This is a genomic window from Pseudomonas sp. (genome assembly GCF_049300855.1).
Lineage (GTDB): Bacteria > Pseudomonadota > Gammaproteobacteria > Pseudomonadales > Pseudomonadaceae > Aquipseudomonas.
On the sequence record NZ_JBAQKH010000028.1, the window covers coordinates 58,132 to 77,048 of the forward strand.

Here is an 18,917-nt window from a genome sequence, read left to right on the forward strand (position 1 = left end):
CGACATGTCTGACAAGCCTGGTTACCGCCGTCCGCAGGAAGGCACTCAGCCTGAGTACCTGCACCCGACGTATCAATCCACCAACCTGCGCTCGCCGTCGAAGCCGCTGGTGTTTCTGCCGCACTCGCTGTCGGAAATCACCGGGCCAACCATCGGCGCCGAGCGCGTGGGCGACACCGATAACGACCTGACCGCCCAGCATGAAGGCGAGCCGCAGGGTGAACGCATCATCATTCACGGCCGCGTGCTCGACGAAAATGGTCTGCCGGTACCGGGAATTCTGGTGGAGATCTGGCAAGCCAACGCCGCCGGGCGCTACAACCACAAGCGCGACCTGCACGACGCGCCGCTGGACCCGAATTTCACCGGCACCGGCCGCACCGTCACCGATGCTGACGGCTGGTATCAGTTCCAGACCATCAAGCCCGGCGCCTATCCGTGGGGCAACCACCACAACGCCTGGCGTCCGGCGCACATTCACTTTTCACTGTTCGGACCGAGCATCCTGACGCGCCTGGTCACGCAAATGTACTTCCCGGGTGATCCGCTGCTGGCCTACGACCCGATCTACAACTGCGTGCCGGACACTTCGGCCAAGGAACGCCTGATCGCCCGTTTCGATCTGGAAAAAACCATTCCGTCCTACGCCCTCGGTTACCGCTGGGACATCGTGCTGCGCGGGCGTGAAGCCACGCCGATGGAGAAATAAGATGACGCTGACTGCGACCACGTCCCACACCGTCGGGCCGTATTACCACATCGGCCTGACCTGGCTGAACCGCGAAGACCTCACCGACGAACAAACCCTCGGCGAGCGCGTGGCGATCACCGGGCAGGTGGTGGATGGCAACGGCGATGTCGTCAACGACGCCATGCTTGAAGTCTGGCAGGCAAACGCCGCCGGCAAATACGATCACCCGGAAGACGAGCAGAACAAACCACTCGACCCGAACTTTGAAGGCTTCGGCCGGGTGCCGGTGGACGCTGAAGGGCGGTTTCGGTTTACCACGATTAAACCGGGTACGGTTGAAGGGCTGAAGGGCTCGACCCAGGCGCCGCATCTGGTGGTGCTGGTGTTTGCCCGTGGCTTGGTCAAGCATTTGCTGACGCGGATCTACTTTGAAGGCGAGCCGGCGAACGTTGATGATCCGTTGCTCGAGTGCGTGCCGGCCGAGCGCCGCACGACGTTGCTGGCCAAGCAGGACGCCTCGGGTGTTTACCAGTGGAATGTGATTCTGCAGGGCACCGACGCCGAGACGGTGTTCTTCGATTACTGATCGCTGCCTACTGATCGTTCCCACGCTCTGCGTGGGAATGCCGCCATGGACGCTCTGCGTCCACCGTGACGCGGAGCGTCACCGGATGCGTTACCACGCGGAGCGTGGGAACGATCGATGTAGGATGTGGAATGGGACTGTTGCAAAGTATGTCTAGACTCTCACTGTCCCTATCGAGTGAAAAACAATGACAACCACCACCTCCCATTACACCGGTGAAGAGCGCAGCAAGCGCATCTTCGCCATTGTCGGCGCCTCGTCCGGCAACCTCGTCGAATGGTTCGACTTCTACGTCTACGCCTTTTGCGCGATCTATTTTGCCCCGGCGTTTTTCCCCTCCGACAACCCCACCGTGCAACTGGTCAACACGGCTGGCGTGTTCGCTGCCGGCTTCCTGATGCGCCCGATCGGTGGCTGGATTTTCGGCCGGGTCGCTGACAAGCACGGGCGCAAGAAATCCATGCTCATCTCGATTCTGATGATGTGCTTTGGCTCGTTGTTGATCGCTTGTCTGCCCACTTACAAGGACATCGGCGTCTGGGCGCCGGTCCTGCTGTTGTTCGCACGCTTGCTGCAAGGCCTGTCGGTCGGCGGCGAGTACGGCACCACCGCGACCTATATGAGCGAAGTCGCCCTCAAGGGCCAGCGCGGATTTTTCGCCTCGTTCCAGTACGTGACGCTGATCGGCGGGCAACTGTTGGCGGTGTCGCTGGTGGTGGTTCTGCAGCAATTCCTCACCGAAGACGATCTGCGTGCCTACGGCTGGCGGATTCCTTTTGTGGTCGGTGCGGTGGCGGCGTTGATTTCGCTGTTCCTGCGTCGTTCCCTGAAAGAAACCACCAACGAGGAAACCCGCGCGCACAAAGACGCCGGCAGCATCGCAGCGCTGTTCCGCGATCACAAAGCCGCGTTCATCACCGTGCTCGGTTACACCGCCGGGGGCTCGCTGATTTTCTACACCTTCACCACCTACATGCAGAAATATCTGGTGAACACTGCGGGCATGCACGCCAAGACCGCCAGCTACATCATGACCGGCGCATTGTTCCTGTATATGTGCATGCAGCCACTGTTCGGCATGCTCGCCGACAAGATCGGCCGACGTAATTCGATGCTCTGGTTCGGCGCGCTCGGCACGCTGTTCACCGTGCCGATTCTGTTGAGCCTGAAAAGCGTCAGCAGCCCGTTCCTCGCGTTTGTGCTGATCACCGTGGCGCTGGCAATTGTCAGTTTTTACACCTCGATCAGTGGCTTGGTGAAAGCCGAAATGTTCCCGCCGGAGGTCCGCGCCCTCGGCGTCGGCCTGGCGTATGCGGTAGCGAATGCGATCTTCGGCGGCTCGGCGGAATTCGTCGCGCTGAGCCTGAAAAACATCGGCATGGAAAACTCCTTCTACTGGTACGTGACGGTGATGATGGCGATTGCGTTCCTGTTCAGCCTGCGCTTGCCGAAACAGGCGGCGTACTTGCACCACGATCTTTAACCCGATGCGCGCGGGCCGTGATGGCCCGCGCCGGCAAGGACTGTTTATGACTCAGCGACCGGGCAATCAATTGTTCGATGCCTATTTCACTGCCCGCGATATGCGCGAAGTGTTCTGCGATCAGGGCCGCGTGCAGGCCATGCTCGACTTTGAAGGCGCATTGGCCCGGGCCGAGGCGCGGGTCGGTTTGATTCCGTCCGCTGCGGTGGCGCCGATTGCGGCGGCTTGCAACGCTGGTCTGTATGACTTCGCAGCACTGGGCGAGGCGATTGCCACGGCCGGCAATTCGGCGATTCCGCTGGTCAAGGCGCTGGGCAAACAGATCGCCGCGACCGATGCCGAGGCTGAACGTTATGTGCATTTGGGCGCGACCAGTCAGGACGTTATGGATTCCGGGCTGGTGCTGCAATTGCGTCAGGCGCTGAAATTGATTGAAAGTGATCTGGCGCAATTGGCCGATTCGCTCGCCACCCAGGCGCAACGGCATGCAGCGACGCCGCTGGCCGGACGCACGTGGCTGCAACACGCGACGCCGGTCACCCTCGGCATGAAAATCGCCGGATGGCTGGGCGCAGTGACTCGCAGCCGTCAGCGTCTGCGCGAACTGAAGCCGCGTCTGCTGATGCTGCAATTCGGCGGCGCCTCCGGGACGCTTGCAGCACTTGGCGAACAGGCGATGCCGATTGCCGAAGCGCTGGCTGCAGAACTGCAACTGACCTTGCCCGAACAACCGTGGCACACCCAGCGTGATCGTGTGGTCGAGTTCGGCGCGGTGCTCGGTTTGCTCGCCGGCAGCCTCGGCAAATTCGGTCGCGACATCAGCCTGTTGATGCAGACCGAAGCGGCCGAAGTGTTCGAGCCGTCGGCACCGGGCAAGGGCGGTTCGTCGACCATGCCGCACAAACGCAATCCAGTCGGCGCGGCGGTGTTGCTCGGTGCGGCGACGCGGGTGCCGGGTCTGGTCTCGACGCTGTTCAGCGCGATGCCGCAGGAACATGAACGCAGCCTCGGTCTGTGGCATGCCGAATGGGAAACCCTGCCGGAAATCTGCTGCCTGGTTTCCGGTTCGCTGCAACAGGCTCGCTTGCTGGCCGACGGCCTGGAAGTCGATGCCGAGCGCATGGCTCGCAACCTTGAATTGACGCAGGGGCTGGTGCTGGCCGAAGCGGTGAGCATCGTGCTTGCGCAACGGGTTGGCCGCGACACTGCGCATCACCTGCTCGAACAATGCTGCAAACGCGCCGTGGCCGAGCAGCGCCATTTGCGCGCCGTACTCGGTGACGAACCCAAGGTTACCGCCGAGTTGAGCAGCGCCGAACTCGATCATCTTCTGAACCCCGCCCATTACCTCGGTCAGGCGAAAACCTGGGTCGAGCGTGCGGTGGCCGAACACAACGCATTGTCTGTCTGAAAGGAGAGGGCTGTGGCTTTCGTTCAACTCGCCGATGGCGAACTGCACTATGAAATAGAGGGCCCGGTCGATGCGCCGGTGCTGGTGCTGTCCAACTCGCTGGGCACTGATCTGCACATGTGGGATGCGCAGATGCCGGCGTTTACCGAGCATTTTCGGGTGCTGCGTTTTGACACTCGTGGGCACGGCCAATCGCTGGTCACGCCGGGCCCGTACAGCATTGAGCAGCTCGGTCATGACGTGCTGGGTTTGCTGGATGCGCTGCACATCGATCGTGCGCATTTCTGTGGACTGTCGATGGGTGGCCTGATCGGCCAATGGCTGGGGATCAACGCCGGGCATCGTCTGCACAAGCTGATCGTCTGCAACACGGCGGCAAAAATCGGCGATCCGTCGGTGTGGAATCCACGCATCGACACCGTGTTGCGCGATGGCGCGGCGGCGATGGTTGCCCTGCGCGATGCATCGATTGCCCGTTGGTTTACTCCGGATTTTTCCGCTGCGCATCCGGCGGCGGCCAAGCAGATTACTGACATGCTCGCTGTCACTTCGCCTGAAGGTTACGCGGCCAATTGCGCGGCCGTGCGTGATGCCGATTTCCGCGAGCAACTGGCTTCGATCAACGTGCCGCTGCTGGTGATTGCCGGCACTGAAGATGCGGTGACGCCACCGGCCGGCGGGCATTTCATTCAGGAGCACGTGCGCGGTGCCGAGTACGCCGAGTTCTACGCGGCGCACCTGTCCAACGTGCAGGCCGGTGCTGATTTCAGTGATCGCGTGTTGGCGTTTCTAAACGCCTGATAAGGGGATTTTCGTGGACGAGAAACAACGTTATGACGACGGCATGCAAGTGCGCCGCGCGGTACTGGGCGATGCCCATGTCGATCGCAGCCTGACCACGCTGACCGAGTTCAACTCGGAGTTTCAGGAGATGATTACCCGCCACGCCTGGGGTGATATCTGGACGCGTCCGGGGCTGCCTCGGCACACGCGCAGCCTGATCACCATCGCCATGCTGATCGGCATGAACCGCGAAGGTGAGCTGAAACTGCATTTGCGTGCGGCGGCCAATAACGGGGTGAGCCGTGGCGAGATCAAGGAAGTGATCATGCAGAGTGCGATTTATTGCGGGATCCCGGCGGCGAATGCGACGTTTCATTTGGCCGAGTCGGTTTGGGATGAGCTGGGAGTCGAATCCCGGGATTGATGGCGCCCGAAACAACGCATTCGCGAGCAAGCTCGCTCCCACATTGGAGTTGTGTCGATCACAAAACAAATGTGGGAGCGAGCTTGCTCGCGAAAGCGCCAGACGCCGTTATGCGTTAATCAGCGCATGCACTCAAACCCTGGCAACAATAAATATCCGCTTGAACGCAAACAACGTATGCCCATCGCTCTCTTGCGGATAGTGCTGATGCACCCGCATCAGATAGCGATAGATAAACCGCGCCTGTTCCTCCGAATTCAGCGCCTGCATCACCGGCCGCAGCGCCGAGACTTTCACCCAGTCATATACCGGTGATTTGCCGTCGACTACCTGCAGCTGCTCGGTCTCCCAGATATCCAGCGACGTAGTCATTGGCGCGAGCAAACGGTAGTAATCCTCCAGTGCCAACAACGGCCGCGCCGCCATGCGCTGGCGCAGTTCAGGTGTGCCCAGTGGCGTACCGTCGGGGCCGGCGTCTTCGAGGGTGTCGAGCATCAGCCGATACCACAGCGCATCGCGCCAGTCGGGCATGTGCGCCGCCAGACAGCCCCCCGGGTTGAGATAACCCAGCAGGTGTGGCAACAGCGTTTCATGGCCATCGATAAAGTGCAGCACGGCGGCGGCGAACAGCAAATCCGCCGGCTGCTCCGCTTGCCAGTCGAGCAGGTCGCAGTGTTTCCACAGTGCCCTGATCGGCAGGCAGCGTGCTTCATCAAGCATTTGCGCGGAGCTGTCGATCCCCTGCAATTGCGCGCGCGGCCAACGCTTGGCCAACAACTGCGTGGCAATGCCGGTGCCGCAGCCGAGGTCGTAAATGCGTTGTGGGTGGTGCATTTCGACACGGTCGAGCAACTCATTGACCGGCCGTTGCCTGAGACGGGAAAACTGCTGGTACGCCTTGGCGTCCCAGTCGGGTTTTGCGAGACGAGAGATCATTGAGGGGGTCCTCCGGTGATCGTTGGTGTCTTCCGATGACAACCTGGCTCACAGCTTGAGGACCGACTACGACGACGGAAGCGCAAAGGTGAAGCACCTGAGTCCTTCAGGTTTTGTCACTTTACCCGCCGCCCGGCAAATCACCACTTCTCCTGACCAGTGGCGCAGATTCAATGTGGGAGCGAGCTTGCTCGCGAAGGCGTTGTGTCAGTCGACATCTCTTTTGAATGTCACGCCGCTTTCGCGAGCAAGCTCGCTCCTTGGGGGGGATGTGTGTTTAGAGGAGGCTGATCGGGTAGCTGACGATCAAGCGGTTCTCGTCGAACTCGTTGTTGCTGAAGTCGCGGCGCATGGTCGAGTTGCGCCATCTGACGTTCAGGTCCTTGAGCGTGCCGCTTTGCACGGTGTAGCCCAGTTCCGATTCGCGGCCCCATTCCTTGCCGTCGGTGATCGTCCCGGTGTGCACGTTGTCGCCGCTGATGTAGCGGTTCATCAGGGTCAGGCCGGGCACGCCCATGGCGGCGAAGTTGTAGTCGTGGCGCAGTTGCCAGGAGCGTTCCTGCGCATTGTCGTAACTGGCGTTGTAACTGTCGTTGGCCAAGGTGCCGCCGCTGGTACCGTTGACGCGCATCCACGCGCTGTCGCCGGTGAGTTTCTGCAGGCCGACGTAGAAAGTATTGCCGCCGTACTTCGCCGAGAACATGCCGGACCAGGTCTTGTTGTCGAGATCGCCGGCGCGGGCGCTGCCGTCATCCTTGCCGTAGAAGAAGCCGAGGTTGGCGCCCAGCGTCCAGTCGCCCAGCGGTTGGCTGTGGATCAGGTTGACGTATTGCTGGCTGTAGATGTCTTTGAGTTCAGCATTCCACAGGCCGATCTGTGTGCGTTTTTCGTTGAAAACGTATTCACCGCCCTGGAAGTTGAAGCGATCAGAAGTGAACGCCGCTTTGCCGGTCATCGACATGTCGCTCATGCTGCTGTCGTCACGCGGGCTGTTGGCGCGGAACTGGCCGCCGTAGAGGGTCAGACCGTCGATTTCCTTAGACGTGATCTGCCCGCCACGGAAGGTTTGTGGCAGCGAGCGGCCGTCGTCAGAGCGCAGGATCGGCAGCACCGGCATCCACTCGCCGACTTTCACTTCGGTCTGGGAAAGCTTGGCTTTGAAGGCGACGTTGGTGCGGCCGAAGTTGTCCGCTGGGCGACCGTCATGGTCCAACGGCAGCAACGCCGTGCCGCCGGTGCCTTTACCGCCATCGAGCTTCACCGAATACAAACCCAACACGTCCATGCCAAAGCCGACGGTGCCTTGGGTGAAGCCTGATTTGGCGTCGAGGATGAAGCTCTGCGTCCACTCTTCAGCCTTGCCCTGCGCCTTGGTCGGGTTGGTGAAGTTACGGTTGATGTAGAAGTTGCGCAGGTTGAGGTTGACCTTGGCGCCCTCGATGAAACCGGCTTCTTCAGCCGCTGCGGGCAGCGCCGCGCCAGCCAGGGCGAGGGCGATCAGGCCGGGGAATGCGTAGGGCGCAGGGGAGGTTGTCATGGCGGGGGTCTCTCTTGTTTTTTTAAGGCGAACGGGGGCGCTGCCACCGGTTTTCGGGGGTGCAGACATGAAAAGTGTTCAGAGGTGAAACGAAGGCAATCAGCCGGACGGGGCAGGGCGCGGGAGCATGGTGTCGAACCTGTTGTTATTGGTTTTGTGGAGCGAATGGTGCGGGGGGCGGTGGTGGGGATTCAATCGGCGGAATCGGTTTTTGGGCGATTATCGAACGCAAGATTTGGTCGGGGTTTTGGGTGAATGGGAGGGCCTCATCGCTGGCAAGCCAGCTCCCACAGGTTTTTGTGTCGTTCACAATGTTGGGTACACCACAGAACATTGTGGGAGCTGGCTTGCCAGCGAAGGGGCCAGCCCAGACACCACAACTTTCCGACAGGCAACAAAAAGCCCACCAAGCGGTGGGCTCTTTGTGTTCACCTGATGATGATCAGAACAACTTCATCTTCGGCGCTTCTTCTTTCAGTGGTTCGTTCTGCGCGGTTTGCGCATTCCAGCCACCGCCCAGGGCTTTGTACAGGTTGACCGCACTGGTCAGCTGCGCGAGGCGGTCGGTGATCAGTGCTTGTTGCGCGCTGAACAGCTGACGCTGGGCATCGAGGAAGGTCAGGTTGCTGTCGACGCCGATGCGGTAACGACGTTCGGCCAGACGGTAGTAATCCTGGTTGGCCTGAACGAAGTCACGCTGCGCTTGCAGTTGCTCGGTGTAGGTCTGACGTGCGGCGAGGCCGTCGGCGACTTCCTGGAAGGCCGTTTGAATGGACTTCTCGTAGTTCGCCACGCCAATGTCCTTCTGGATCTTGGCGGCGTCGAGGCTGGCGCGCAGGCTGCCGGCGTTGAAGATCGGCAGGTTGATCTGCGGCTGGAACAGCCACGTTCCCGAACCACCCTTGAACAGGCCGGACAGGTCTGGGCTCAGGCTGCCCGCGTTGGCGGTCAGGCTGATGCTCGGGAAGAACGCCGCACGGGCCGCGCCGATGTTGGCGTTGGCTGCCTTCAGGTTGTACTCGGCCTGGAGGATGTCCGGACGACGTTGCAGCAGGTCCGAAGGCAGACCGGCCGGTACGTCGCTGAGCAGGTCATCCGACAGCGGTTTGGCCGCTTGCAGATTGGCCGGGATACCGGTGCCGAGCAGCAGGGTCAGGCTGTTTTCGTCCTGCGCGACCTGGCGGGTATAACGCGCCAGTTGTGCACGAGCGTTTTCCACCGAGGTGCGTGACTGCGCCAGATCCAGCGCCGACGCCACACCGACTTCGTTGCTGCGGCTGGTCAGCTTGTAGCTTTCTTCGAAGGCACCGAGGGTGTCCTGGGTCAGCTTGAGCAGTTCCTTGTCCGCTTGCCAGGTCAGGTAAGCGTTGGCGACGCTGGCGACCAGACTGATCTGGGTGCTGCGACGCGCTTCTTCAGTAGCGAAGTACTGTTGCAACGCTTGCTCGCTCAGGCTGCGAACCCGACCGAACAGGTCGAGTTCATAGGCGCTGATGCCGACGGTGGCCGAGTACGAACTGGTGATGCCCGCTTCACCGGTCTGCGAGGCACGGGCCGGAACCCGCTGACGGCTGCCGCTGGCATTGGCCGAAACGGCCGGGAACAGGTCGGCGCGCTGGATGCGGTATTGAGCCGCATAGGCATCGATGTTCAGCGCCGCGACACGCAGGTCGCGGTTGTTTTCCAGGGACACCTGGATCAGCTGTTGCAGCGCCGGGTCATGGAAAAACTGCTTCCAGCCCTGCTCGGCAGCGGCTTGCGCCGGTGCCTGGGCCGGCGAGTACGCCGGGCCCTGTGGGTACTGACCTGCGACCGGAGCCTCAGGCTGCTGATAGTCAGGTATCAGCGAGCAACCGCTCAGCACGAAGGCGGCGACTGCGATGGAGAGTAGCGACTTGCTCATTGGCCAGCCTCTTTAGGAGTTTCAGTCGTTTCATCCTCGTCAGCGATCTTACGCTGGCCCAGGGACGAAACCGTAACGAAGAACAGTGGGACCCAGAAGATCGCCAGGATCGTGGCCGTGAGCATACCGCCAATTACGCCGGTACCGATTGCGTGTTGGCTGCCTGAACCGGCGCCGGTGGAGATCGCCAACGGTACAACACCGAGGACGAAGGCCAGCGAGGTCATGATGATCGGTCGCAGACGCATGCGGCACGCTTCGATCGCCGCGTCACGCAGGCTGCGCCCTTGTTCATGCAGTTCCTTGGCGAATTCGACGATCAGAATGGCGTTTTTAGCCGCCAGACCGATGGTCGTCAACAGGCCTACCTGAAAGTACACGTCGTTGGACAGACCGCGCAGGCTGGTGGCCAGCAGCGCACCGATGATCCCTAGCGGAACCACGAGCATCACCGCGATCGGAATCGACCAGCTCTCATACAACGCCGCCAGACACAGGAACACCATCAGCAGCGACAGGGCATACAGCGCCGGCGCTTGCGAACCCGACAGACGTTCCTCATAAGACAGACCGGTCCAGGAGATACCGACACCCGCCGGCAGCTTCTTGGCAATCGCTTCGACTTCGGCCATCGCATCACCGGTGGAGTAACCCGGCGCCGGAGAACCGAGGATCTCCATCGCTTCTACACCGTTGTAACGCGCCAGTTTCGGCGAACCGTAAATCCACTCGCCCTTGGCGAACGCGGAGAACGGCACCATGGTTCCGGCGCTGTTGCGCACGTACCATTTCTTCATGTCTTCGGGGCTCATGCGAGCACCAGCCTGACCTTGCACGTACACCTTCTTCACACGACCACGGTCGATGAAGTCGTTGACGTAGCTACTACCGAAGGAAATCGACAGGGTGCTGTTGATGTCGGAAATGCTCACACCCAGGGCGCGGGCTTTCTCGTCATCAATTTCCAGGTGGTATTGCGGCTCGTCGTTCAGGCCGTTCGGACGTACCTGGTAGAGCACCTTGCTCTGCGCGGCCAGACCGAGGAACTGGTTACGCGCTTCCATCAACTTGTCGTGACCGATACCGGCACGGTCTTGCAGGAACACGTCGAAACCGGTGGCGTTACCCAACTCCAGTACCGCTGGCGGGGCGAAAGCAAACACCATCGCGTCGCGGAAGGTGAAGAAGTGCTGCTGCGCACGCTGGGCGAGGGCAAACACGCTGTTGCTGGCGTCACGCTCGTCCCACGGTTTGAGCATGATGAACGCCAGACCCGAGCTCTGCCCACGACCGGCGAAGTTGAAGCCGTTCACGGTGAACACCGAGGCCACCGCACTGGACTCTTTCTCCAGCAGGTAGGAACGCATTTCGTCGATGACGACTTGGGTACGTTCAGCACTGGAACCGGCCGGGGTTTGCACCTGAGCGAACAGTACGCCCTGGTCTTCTTCCGGCAGGAACGCGGTCGGAATGCGGGTGAACAGCCAGATCATGCCAACCACGATCAGCAGGTACGCCAGCAGGTACGGGGCTTTGCGCGACAGCATGTTGCCAACGCCGCGCTCGTAGCTGCGAACGCCACGGTCGAAGTTACGGTTGAACCAGCCGAAGAAGCCTTTTTTCGGTGTGCCGTGCTCGCCTTTCGGAATCGCCTTGAGCATGGTGGCGCAGAGCGCCGGGGTGAAGATCAGCGCAACCAATACCGACAGGGCCATGGCCGAGACGATGGTGATCGAGAACTGCTTGTAGATCACACCGGTGGAGCCGCTGAAGAACGCCATCGGCAGCAATACCGCCGACAGCACCAGCGCAATACCGACCAGTGCGCCCTGGATCTGGCCCATGGACTTTTTGGTCGCTTCCTTCGGTGACAAGCCTTCTTCGCTCATCACCCGCTCGACGTTTTCCACCACAACGATGGCATCGTCCACCAGCAAGCCGATGGCCAACACCATACCGAACATGGTCAGGGTGTTGATGCTGAAACCGAACGCCGCGAGGATGCCGAATGTACCGAGCAATACTACCGGCACGGTCATCGTGGTGATGACGGTGGCGCGGAAGTTTTGCAGGAACAGGAACATCACCAGGAATACCAGCACGATCGCTTCGACCAGGGTTTCAACCACACCCTTGATCGATTCGGTCACCACCGGGGTGGTGTCGTACGGGAACACCACTTCCATGCCTTCCGGGAAGAACGGCTTGAGCTCGTCAATCGTCTTGCGCAGGGCTTTGGCGGTGTCGAGGGCGTTGGCGCCGTTGGCCAGTTTTACCGCAAGACCGGAAGATGGCTTGCCGTTGAACTGGGCCGAAATGGTCGAGTTTTCGCCACCCAGGCCGACATCGGCGACGTCACCGACACGAACTTGCGAACCGTCCTGATTGACCTTCAGCAGAATCGCCTTGAACTGCTCGGCAGTCTGCAGACGGGTCTTGCCGATGATCGTCGCGTTCAGTTGCTGGCCTGGCAGCGCCGGCAAACCGCCGAGCTGACCGGAGGACACCTGGACGTTCTGCGCCGAGATGGCAGCGCTGACATCCGCCGGAGTCAGGTTGTACTTGTTCAGTTTGGCCGGGTCGAGCCAGATGCGCATCGCGTACTGGGCACCGAAGACCTGGAAGTCACCGACACCGGCGGTCCGCGAGATCGGGTCCTGCATGTTCGACACGATGTAGTTGGACAAGTCGTCCTTGGTCATGCTGCCGTCACGCGATACCACGCCGATCACCAAGAGGAAGTTTTTCACTGCCTTGGTCACACGGATACCTTGTTGCTGCACTTCCTGCGGCAACAGCGGGGTGGCGAGGTTCAGCTTGTTCTGAACCTGCACCTGCGCGGTGTCGGAGTTGGTGCCTTGCTCGAAGGTCGCGGTGATGGTCATGCTGCCGTCGGAGTTACTTTCCGAGGACACATAACGCAGGTTGTCGATACCGTTGAGCTGCTGCTCGATCACCTGGACCACGGTGTCCTGCACGGTTTGCGCCGAAGCGCCCGGGTAGGTCACGGAGATCGCAATGGCCGGTGGCGCAATGCTCGGGTACTGGTTGATCGGCAATTTCAGGATCGAAAGTGCCCCGACCAACATGATCACCAGGGCAATTACCCAAGCGAAAATCGGACGGTCGATGAAGAATTTTGACATGGATTACTCCCCTTTGCCGCCGGCGGCTTTATCAGCTGCCTGAGCGGGTGCCGGGTTCTTTTTCGCGACATTGGTGGCTTCGGTCGGGTTCACCTGAACACCTGGACGCACGTATTGCAGCCCTTCGGTGATCAGTCGATCGCCGGCCTTCAGGCCGTCTTCGATCAGCCACTGGCTGCCGACGGTGCGGCTGGCCTTAAGCTGACGCAGTTCAACCTTGTTGTCGGCGCCGACGACCAGAGCGGTCGGGGTGCCTTTGAGGTCACGGGTCACGCCTTGTTGCGGTGCCAGAATGGCGGCGGCGTTGACACCGGCCTGCAATTGGGCGCGAACGAACATGCCAGGCAACAGGGTGTGATCCGGGTTCGGGAACACTGCGCGCAGGGTCACCGAACCGGTAGTCGGGTCGACCGTGACTTCGGAGAATTCCAGCTTACCGTCGAGCTTGTACTGGCTGCCGTCTTCCAGGGTCAGTTTGACCGCTGCAGCGTTGTCGCCGGATTTTTGCAGGCGGCCGCTTTCCAGCTCGCGGCGCAGTTCCAGCAGTTCGACCGAAGACTGGGTGACGTCGACGTAGATCGGGTCGAGTTGCTGGATCGTCGCCATCGCGTCGGCCTGGCCATTGCTGACCAGTGCGCCTTCGGTCACCGAGGAGCGGCCAATGCGACCGGAGATCGGCGCGTACACCTTGGTGTAACGCACATTGATCTGCGCGCTCTGCAAGGACGCTTCCGATTCCATGCGGTTGGACACGGCGGTGTCGTATTCCTGACGGCTGACGGCTTGCTCATCGACCAATTGTTTGTAGCGGTCGGAGATCGACTTGGTCGAACGCAGGTTGGCTTCGGCGCTTTTCAAGGTCGCTTCATAGACCGACGGATCGATCTGATACAGCTGCTGGCCGGCTTTGACGTCGCCGCCTTCCTTGAACAGACGCTTGAGAATGATGCCGTTGACCTGCGGTCGAACTTCAGCGATGCGGTACGCACTGGTGCGGCCCGGCAGTTCGGAGGTGAGGGTAAACGCTTGTGGTTGCAGGGTGACGACGCCGACCTGAGGCGGTGGAGCGGCCGGGGCCGCTTCTTCCTTTTTACATCCGCTGAGCAGCGATGCCAGGGCGACGGCAGTGACCAGAGCGGTAACAGCTGGCTTGAATTGCATGAAGATCCTCGGGTCAGGCGCGCGAAAAGCGCACAAGAAGTGTGGAAGGGTAAAAAAAGGGTACCGGGTGGATAAGTAGCTTGCTAAGGAATATACTTACGTTCATGGTTGTTTGTAAACACCTTGGCGTCGTACCCACCCTGTTACAAAACTCGTCGCAAGGTTTGAAATTGTAGGCCGGGGAGCCGATTCATGAGAGATCGCCCCCTCTTTATTCAGCGGATATTCAGCCATCCCTGAAACATCCTGTTTGAGGTTTTACTGCCATGGTCCGTCGTACCAAAGAGGAAGCTCAGGAAACCCGCAGCCAGATTCTGGAAGCGGCGGAGAAAGCCTTTTATGAAAGGGGCGTTGCGCGTACGACCTTGGCCGACATTGCGACAATGGCCGGCGTCACCCGCGGCGCCATCTACTGGCATTTCAGCAACAAGGCCGATCTGGTGCAGGCCATGCTCGACAGCCTGCATGAGCCGCTGGATGAGTTGGCCAAGGCCAGCGAGAGCGAAGACGAACTGGACCCGCTGGGCTGCATGCGCAAATTGCTGATTCATTTGTTTCATCAAGTTGCTCTGGACCCGAAGACCCGGCGTATCAACGAAATTCTGTTTCATAAGTGCGAGTTCACCGATGAAATGTGCGATTTGCGCCAGCAGCGCCGGGTGGCCAGTCTCGAGTGCAATGAGCGCATCGGGCTGACCCTGCGTAATGCGGTGAATCGCGGCCAATTGCCGGAAGATCTCGACACTGCCCGCGCGGCCATCAGCATTCACGCTTACATCGATGGCCTGCTGTATGGATGGCTTCTGGCGCCGGACAGCTTTGAGCTGCATGCCGAGGCCGAGCGTTGGGTCGATACAGGGTTGGATATGCTGCGCCTGAGCCCCAGCCTGCGCAAATGAAACAAAATGCGTAATTGGCACAGGTTATGTCAATCGGCCTGCACGGATCCATACGTTTGCGGTGCGGAGTTTATACGTAGCGAGCTACGCATTTTGTAGGGAATTTGTGTCTTCTGTGTGAATGAGTGTGAGCCGCTTGCCCTCACCCTAGCCCTCTCCCAGAGGTAGAGGGGACTGACCGAGGTGATCTTGCGAGTTACACCGACGTGAAAAATCCAGTCGAACTCAGGTTTTGAACATCCCCCGATCGGCTCCCTCTCCCAGAGGTAGAGGGGACTGACCGAGGTGATCTTTCGAGATACGCCGACGTGAAAAATCCCGCCGAACTCAGGTTTCGAACATCCCCCGATCGGCTCCCTCTCCCAGAGGTAGAGGGGACTGGCCGAGGTGTTCTTTCGAGATACGCCGACGTGAAATATCCAGTCGAACTCCGAATTTGAAAACTACACAAATCGGCTCCCTCTCCCTCGGGAGAGGGCTGGGCGGGCGGCGTTCCGATGAGGGGCTAGGCATTACGCTGCGCAACAATTCCTAAGCCGAACAGTAAAAAGCCCCCAACTCTCAAGTCGGGGGCTTTCGCGTTTCTGGGCTATGCCTTACAGCGCCGGATAGTCGATGTAACCGACCGGCCCTTTACCGTAGAACAACTCCGGACGCGCCTCGTTCAACGGTGCATCCGCCTTCAAGCGCGCCGGCAGATCCGGGTTGGCAATGAACGGTACACCAAACGCCACAGCGTCAGCCTTGCCACTCGCCAGCCACTCGTTGGCGCTGGCCTTGGTGAAGCGCTCGTTGGCAATGTACGGGCCGCCGAAAGCTTCTTTCAGTTGCGGGCCGAGGCTGTCGGCGCCTTCTTTCTCACGGGAGCAGATGAACGCGATGCCGCGTTTGCCCAGTTCACGTGCGACGTAGGTGAAGGTTTCTGCCAGGTTGTCGTCGCCCATGTCATGGGAGTCGGCACGCGGTGCCAAGTGCACACCAACACGGCCAGCGCCCCAGACTTCGATCGCAGCGTCCGTCACTTCCAGCAGCAGACGTGCACGGTTTTCCAGCGAGCCGCCGTAGTTGTCGGTGCGCTGGTTGGTGCTGCTTTGCAGGAACTGGTCGAGCAGGTAACCGTTGGCGCCGTGGATTTCCACGCCGTCGAAGCCGGCGGCCTTGGCGTTTTCGGCACCGGTGCGGTAAGCGTCGACGATGTCGGCGATTTCAGCGGTTTCCAGAGCACGCGGAGTCGGGTAGTCGGCCAGTGGGCGCACCAGGCTGACGTGGCCTTTTGGCTGGATTGCGCTCGGTGCCACCGGCGCTTCACCGTTGAGGTACGACGGATGGGAAACCCGGCCGACGTGCCACAGTTGCAGGAAGATCTTGCCGCCAGCGCCGTGAATCGCTTTGGTCACGTTGGCCCAGCCGCGCACTTGATCGTTGGACCAGATACCCGGGGTGTCCGGGTAGCCAACGCCCATTGGCGTCACCGACGTGGCTTCGCTGAGGATCAGGCCGGCGGAAGCACGTTGTACGTAGTATTCAGCCATCAGCGCGTTTGGCACGCGGCCTTCGTCGGCGCGGCAGCGGGTCAGCGGGGCCATGATGATGCGGTTGGCCAGTTCGACGTCGCCGAGTTTGATTGGATCAAAAATAGTTGCCATGTCTACAACCCTCGTAGGTGAAAGTTAATCAGTGAGTAGCCGGGGCCAGATCGGCATTGCCGTTCTGGCGGAAAGTAATCAGGGTCACCAGCAGGGCGAGCACGGCCAGAGCAGCCGCCGCGAGTGGCACGCTGGTCAGGCCATAGCCGTGGGCGATGACGCTGCCGCCGACCCAGGCACCGAGGGCGTTGCCGACGTTGAACGCGCCGATGTTCAGGGTCGACACCAGGTTCGGCGCAGCCTTGCCGAAGGTCACCACGTTGACTTGCAGCGCCGGCACGGCGGCGAAACATGCGGTGGCCCAGAGGAACAGGGTTATTTCAGTCGGGATCAGCGCGACGCTGGTCCAGGTCAGTACCGTGGAAACCACGGCCATGGCGATGAACACGCCGATCAGCGTGGCGGCCATGCCCTTGTCGGCGAGTTTGCCGCCGATGATGTTGCCGACGGTCAGGCCCAGGCCGATCAGCATCAGCGTCCAGGTCACGCCACGCGGCGACACGCCGGTGACTTCGCCGAGCAGCGGGGCGACGTAGGTGAACAGGGTGAAGACGGAGGCGGCGAACAGCGCGGTCATGCTCAGCGACAGCCAGATTCCGGCACCTTTGAGGGCGGCGAGTTCGGCGCGCATGTCGAGTTTTTCTTCGTCACGCTTGGTCGGCAGGAAACGGATCAGGCCGATCAGCGCAATCACACCGATGACGGTCACTGCCCAGAAGGTCGAGCGCCAGCCGTATTGCTGACCCAGCGCAGTGCCCAGCGGCACACCGAGGACGTTGGCCAGGGTCAGGCCGGTGAACATCAACGCCACCGCCGAAGCACGTTTGTTGGCCGGCACCAGATTGGCCGCCACCACCGAACCGATGCCGAAGAACGCACCGTGGCACAGCGCAGTGATCACCCGGGCGAACATCAGCACGTTGTAGTCGCTGGCAATGGCACACAGCAGGTTGCCGACAATAAAGATGCCCATCAACGCGACCAGTGCTGCTTTACGCGGCAGTTTGGCGGTAGCCATGGCCATGAACGGCGCACCGATGGCCACGCCGAGGGCGTAACCGGTCACCAGCCAGCCGGCACCGGGGATCGACACACCGAGATCGGCCGCCACATCGGGCAGCAGGCCCATGATGACGAACTCGGTGGTGCCGATGGCGAAGGCGCTCAAGGCGAGGATGAGTAGCGAGAGGGGCATGCAGGTTTCCTTGTCGGCTGGCTGACGTTAAGGGTCAGAGCTCTTTACTGAGAGTGCTGAGGAACGCCTGAATCACGTCCTCGTTACGTTTGAAAAAGTGCCATTGCCCGGCCTTCTGGCTGCTGATCAGACCGGCGCGCTGCAACGTTGCGAGGTGTGCCGAAACGGTCGACTGCGACAGGCCACAGCGTTGATCGATCTGCCCGGCGCAGATGCCGTACTCGTGGTTGTGTAACTGTTCCGGAAATTCGTTCTTCGGGTCTTTCAGCCAGTTGAGGATGTCTCGCCGTACTGGGTGCGCCAGGGCTTTTATTATTTCGTCGAGGTCGAGGTTCATGGCAGGGTGCTCACAATGTGTACAACGCTATATCGCGATGTGGCGAAATATAAATCGTTAGATCGCGATACACCAATATGATTTTGATCTGACGTCAGCATAAATTGGTATATCGCGTTATAACGATACATGGATGTGTCGGGGGCGGGCCGCAGTGCTAAGCTGCGCCCATGAACTATCTCGCACATTTACACCTCGGTGGCCAGCGCCCCGGGCAACTGCTCGGCAGTCTGTATGGCGATTTCGTCAAAGGCCGGCTGCAAGGGCATTTTGCGCCGGAGGTAGAAGCGGCCATTCAACTGCATCGACGGATTGACGTATTCACCGATCGCCATCCGCTGGTGGACATCGCCCTGGGGCGGTTTTCCGACACGCGCCGGCGTTATGCCGGGATCGTGCTCGATGTGTTTTTCGATCATTGCCTGGCGCGGGACTGGAAGCTGTATGCCGACCAGCCGCTAGAGGTTTTCACCGCTGATGTGTATCGGGTGCTGACCCGTGAACCGCAATTGCCCGAGCGCCTGGCGAAGATCGCCCCGCACATGGTTGCCAATGACTGGTTGGGCTCGTATCAGGAATTTGAAGTGCTGGAGCAGGTGTTGCGCGGGATCTCGCGGCGCTTGACCCGGCCGGAAGAGCTGGCGGGAGCGATGCAGGAATTGCGGCGGTTGTATGAGCCGCTGAGTGAAGACTTCCGCTTGTTCTACCCACAACTCCAGGACTTCGCACAGTCCCCACCAACACCCTGAATCCCTGTGGGAGCTGGCTTGCCAGCGATG

At 60.5% G+C, this 18,917-nt stretch carries 16 protein-coding genes; 8 read left to right on the plus strand and 8 right to left on the minus strand.

The window, feature by feature from the left end; translation table 11 throughout:
* Nucleotides 1-4: 4 nt before the first annotated feature.
* From pcaH to pcaC, 6 genes are all read left to right on the plus strand, one after another.
* The gene (gene pcaH, locus WA225_RS14330) at nt 5-709 is read left to right on the plus strand and encodes a protocatechuate 3,4-dioxygenase subunit beta (protein WP_016982815.1); all 705 of its coding nucleotides are present in this window, start codon (nt 5-7) and stop codon (nt 707-709) included.
* A 1-nt stretch (nt 710) separates the two neighbouring features.
* Nucleotides 711-1,277 carry a protocatechuate 3,4-dioxygenase subunit alpha gene (gene pcaG, locus WA225_RS14335; protein ID WP_422608399.1) on the plus strand — a complete coding sequence of 189 codons (567 nt, stop codon included), beginning with the start codon at nt 711-713 and terminating at the stop codon, nt 1,275-1,277.
* 187 nt (nt 1,278-1,464) lie between these two features.
* Complete coding sequence (locus WA225_RS14340; RefSeq protein ID WP_422608400.1) at nt 1,465-2,760, plus strand: MFS family transporter; 1,296 nt, start codon at nt 1,465-1,467, stop codon at nt 2,758-2,760.
* A 46-nt stretch (nt 2,761-2,806) separates the two neighbouring features.
* Nucleotides 2,807-4,171: a 3-carboxy-cis,cis-muconate cycloisomerase gene (locus WA225_RS14345; RefSeq protein ID WP_422608401.1), complete on the plus strand. Its 1,365-nt coding sequence runs from the start codon at nt 2,807-2,809 to the stop codon at nt 4,169-4,171.
* Between the two features lie 12 nt (nt 4,172-4,183).
* On the plus strand, nt 4,184-4,972 hold the full coding sequence (pcaD, locus tag WA225_RS14350; protein ID WP_422608402.1) for a 3-oxoadipate enol-lactonase: 789 nt from the start codon (nt 4,184-4,186) through the stop codon (nt 4,970-4,972).
* Nucleotides 4,973-4,985: 13 nt separating this feature from the next.
* Entirely contained in the window at nt 4,986-5,378 is a 393-nt protein-coding gene (pcaC, locus tag WA225_RS14355) for a 4-carboxymuconolactone decarboxylase (protein ID WP_007957838.1), read from the plus strand.
* Between the two features lie 132 nt (nt 5,379-5,510).
* Here pcaC and WA225_RS14360 read toward each other — a convergent pair whose 3' ends face one another.
* The 5 genes from WA225_RS14360 to emhA form a co-directional block, all read right to left on the minus strand.
* Nucleotides 5,511-6,314, minus strand: a complete 804-nt coding sequence (locus WA225_RS14360) for a methyltransferase domain-containing protein (RefSeq protein ID WP_422608403.1) — start codon at nt 6,312-6,314, stop codon at nt 5,511-5,513.
* 277 nt (nt 6,315-6,591) lie between these two features.
* Complete coding sequence (locus WA225_RS14365) at nt 6,592-7,851, minus strand: OprD family porin (RefSeq protein ID WP_422608404.1); 1,260 nt, start codon at nt 7,849-7,851, stop codon at nt 6,592-6,594.
* A 442-nt stretch (nt 7,852-8,293) separates the two neighbouring features.
* Nucleotides 8,294-9,754, minus strand: coding sequence for an efflux RND transporter outer membrane subunit EmhC (gene emhC, locus WA225_RS14370; protein ID WP_422608405.1), 1,461 nt, complete (start codon nt 9,752-9,754; stop codon nt 8,294-8,296).
* Nucleotides 9,751-12,900, minus strand: a complete 3,150-nt coding sequence (gene emhB / locus WA225_RS14375) for an efflux RND transporter permease subunit EmhB (protein WP_422608406.1) — start codon at nt 12,898-12,900, stop codon at nt 9,751-9,753. Before emhB ends, emhC begins: the two co-directional genes overlap by 4 nt.
* A 3-nt stretch (nt 12,901-12,903) precedes the next feature.
* Complete coding sequence (gene emhA / locus WA225_RS14380; RefSeq protein WP_422608407.1) at nt 12,904-14,061, minus strand: efflux RND transporter periplasmic adaptor subunit EmhA; 1,158 nt, start codon at nt 14,059-14,061, stop codon at nt 12,904-12,906.
* 266 nt (nt 14,062-14,327) lie between these two features.
* On the opposite strand from emhA, the gene emhR reads away from it, so the two are divergent.
* Nucleotides 14,328-14,960 (plus strand): efflux system transcriptional repressor EmhR, encoded by a 633-nt coding sequence (emhR, locus tag WA225_RS14385; RefSeq protein ID WP_038358223.1) that lies wholly within the window; start codon nt 14,328-14,330, stop codon nt 14,958-14,960.
* Nucleotides 14,961-15,556: 596 nt separating this feature from the next.
* On the opposite strand, the gene WA225_RS14390 is transcribed toward emhR, so the two are convergent.
* From WA225_RS14390 to WA225_RS14400, 3 genes are read right to left on the minus strand one after another with little or no spacing between them, the layout of a single operon-like run.
* Nucleotides 15,557-16,606 (minus strand): alkene reductase, encoded by a 1,050-nt coding sequence (locus WA225_RS14390; RefSeq protein WP_422608408.1) that lies wholly within the window; start codon nt 16,604-16,606, stop codon nt 15,557-15,559.
* A 28-nt stretch (nt 16,607-16,634) separates the two neighbouring features.
* The gene (locus tag WA225_RS14395; RefSeq protein ID WP_422608409.1) at nt 16,635-17,801 is read right to left on the minus strand and encodes an MFS transporter; all 1,167 of its coding nucleotides are present in this window, start codon (nt 17,799-17,801) and stop codon (nt 16,635-16,637) included.
* Between the two features lie 34 nt (nt 17,802-17,835).
* Nucleotides 17,836-18,138 (minus strand): ArsR/SmtB family transcription factor, encoded by a 303-nt coding sequence (locus tag WA225_RS14400; protein ID WP_007917068.1) that lies wholly within the window; start codon nt 18,136-18,138, stop codon nt 17,836-17,838.
* 170 nt (nt 18,139-18,308) lie between these two features.
* Here WA225_RS14400 and WA225_RS14405 point away from each other — a divergent pair, with 170 nt between their 5' ends.
* A complete protein-coding gene (locus WA225_RS14405) occupies nt 18,309-18,887 on the plus strand; it encodes an ACP phosphodiesterase (RefSeq protein ID WP_422608410.1) in 579 nt (192 codons plus the stop codon).
* Nucleotides 18,888-18,917: the final 30 nt, after the last annotated feature.

Bases quoted from the DNA above. Each gene is read 5' to 3' on its own strand.
- emhR (WP_038358223.1), top strand. From the start codon at position 14,328: ATGGTCCGTCGTACCAAAGAGGAAGCTCAGGAAACCCGCAGCCAGATT.
- WA225_RS14340 (WP_422608400.1), top strand. From the start codon at position 1,465: ATGACAACCACCACCTCCCATTACACCGGTGAAGAGCGCAGCAAGCGC.
- WA225_RS14390 (WP_422608408.1), bottom strand. From the start codon at position 16,606: ATGGCAACTATTTTTGATCCAATCAAACTCGGCGACGTCGAACTGGCC.
- emhA (WP_422608407.1), bottom strand. From the start codon at position 14,061: ATGCAATTCAAGCCAGCTGTTACCGCTCTGGTCACTGCCGTCGCCCTG.
- pcaH (WP_016982815.1), top strand. From the start codon at position 5: ATGTCTGACAAGCCTGGTTACCGCCGTCCGCAGGAAGGCACTCAGCCT.
- emhB (WP_422608406.1), bottom strand. From the start codon at position 12,900: ATGTCAAAATTCTTCATCGACCGTCCGATTTTCGCTTGGGTAATTGCC.
- emhC (WP_422608405.1), bottom strand. From the start codon at position 9,754: ATGAGCAAGTCGCTACTCTCCATCGCAGTCGCCGCCTTCGTGCTGAGC.
- WA225_RS14405 (WP_422608410.1), top strand. From the start codon at position 18,309: ATGAACTATCTCGCACATTTACACCTCGGTGGCCAGCGCCCCGGGCAA.
- WA225_RS14400 (WP_007917068.1), bottom strand. From the start codon at position 18,138: ATGAACCTCGACCTCGACGAAATAATAAAAGCCCTGGCGCACCCAGTA.
- WA225_RS14365 (WP_422608404.1), bottom strand. From the start codon at position 7,851: ATGACAACCTCCCCTGCGCCCTACGCATTCCCCGGCCTGATCGCCCTC.
- WA225_RS14360 (WP_422608403.1), bottom strand. From the start codon at position 6,314: ATGATCTCTCGTCTCGCAAAACCCGACTGGGACGCCAAGGCGTACCAG.
- WA225_RS14395 (WP_422608409.1), bottom strand. From the start codon at position 17,801: ATGCCCCTCTCGCTACTCATCCTCGCCTTGAGCGCCTTCGCCATCGGC.
- WA225_RS14345 (WP_422608401.1), top strand. From the start codon at position 2,807: ATGACTCAGCGACCGGGCAATCAATTGTTCGATGCCTATTTCACTGCC.
- pcaG (WP_422608399.1), top strand. From the start codon at position 711: ATGACGCTGACTGCGACCACGTCCCACACCGTCGGGCCGTATTACCAC.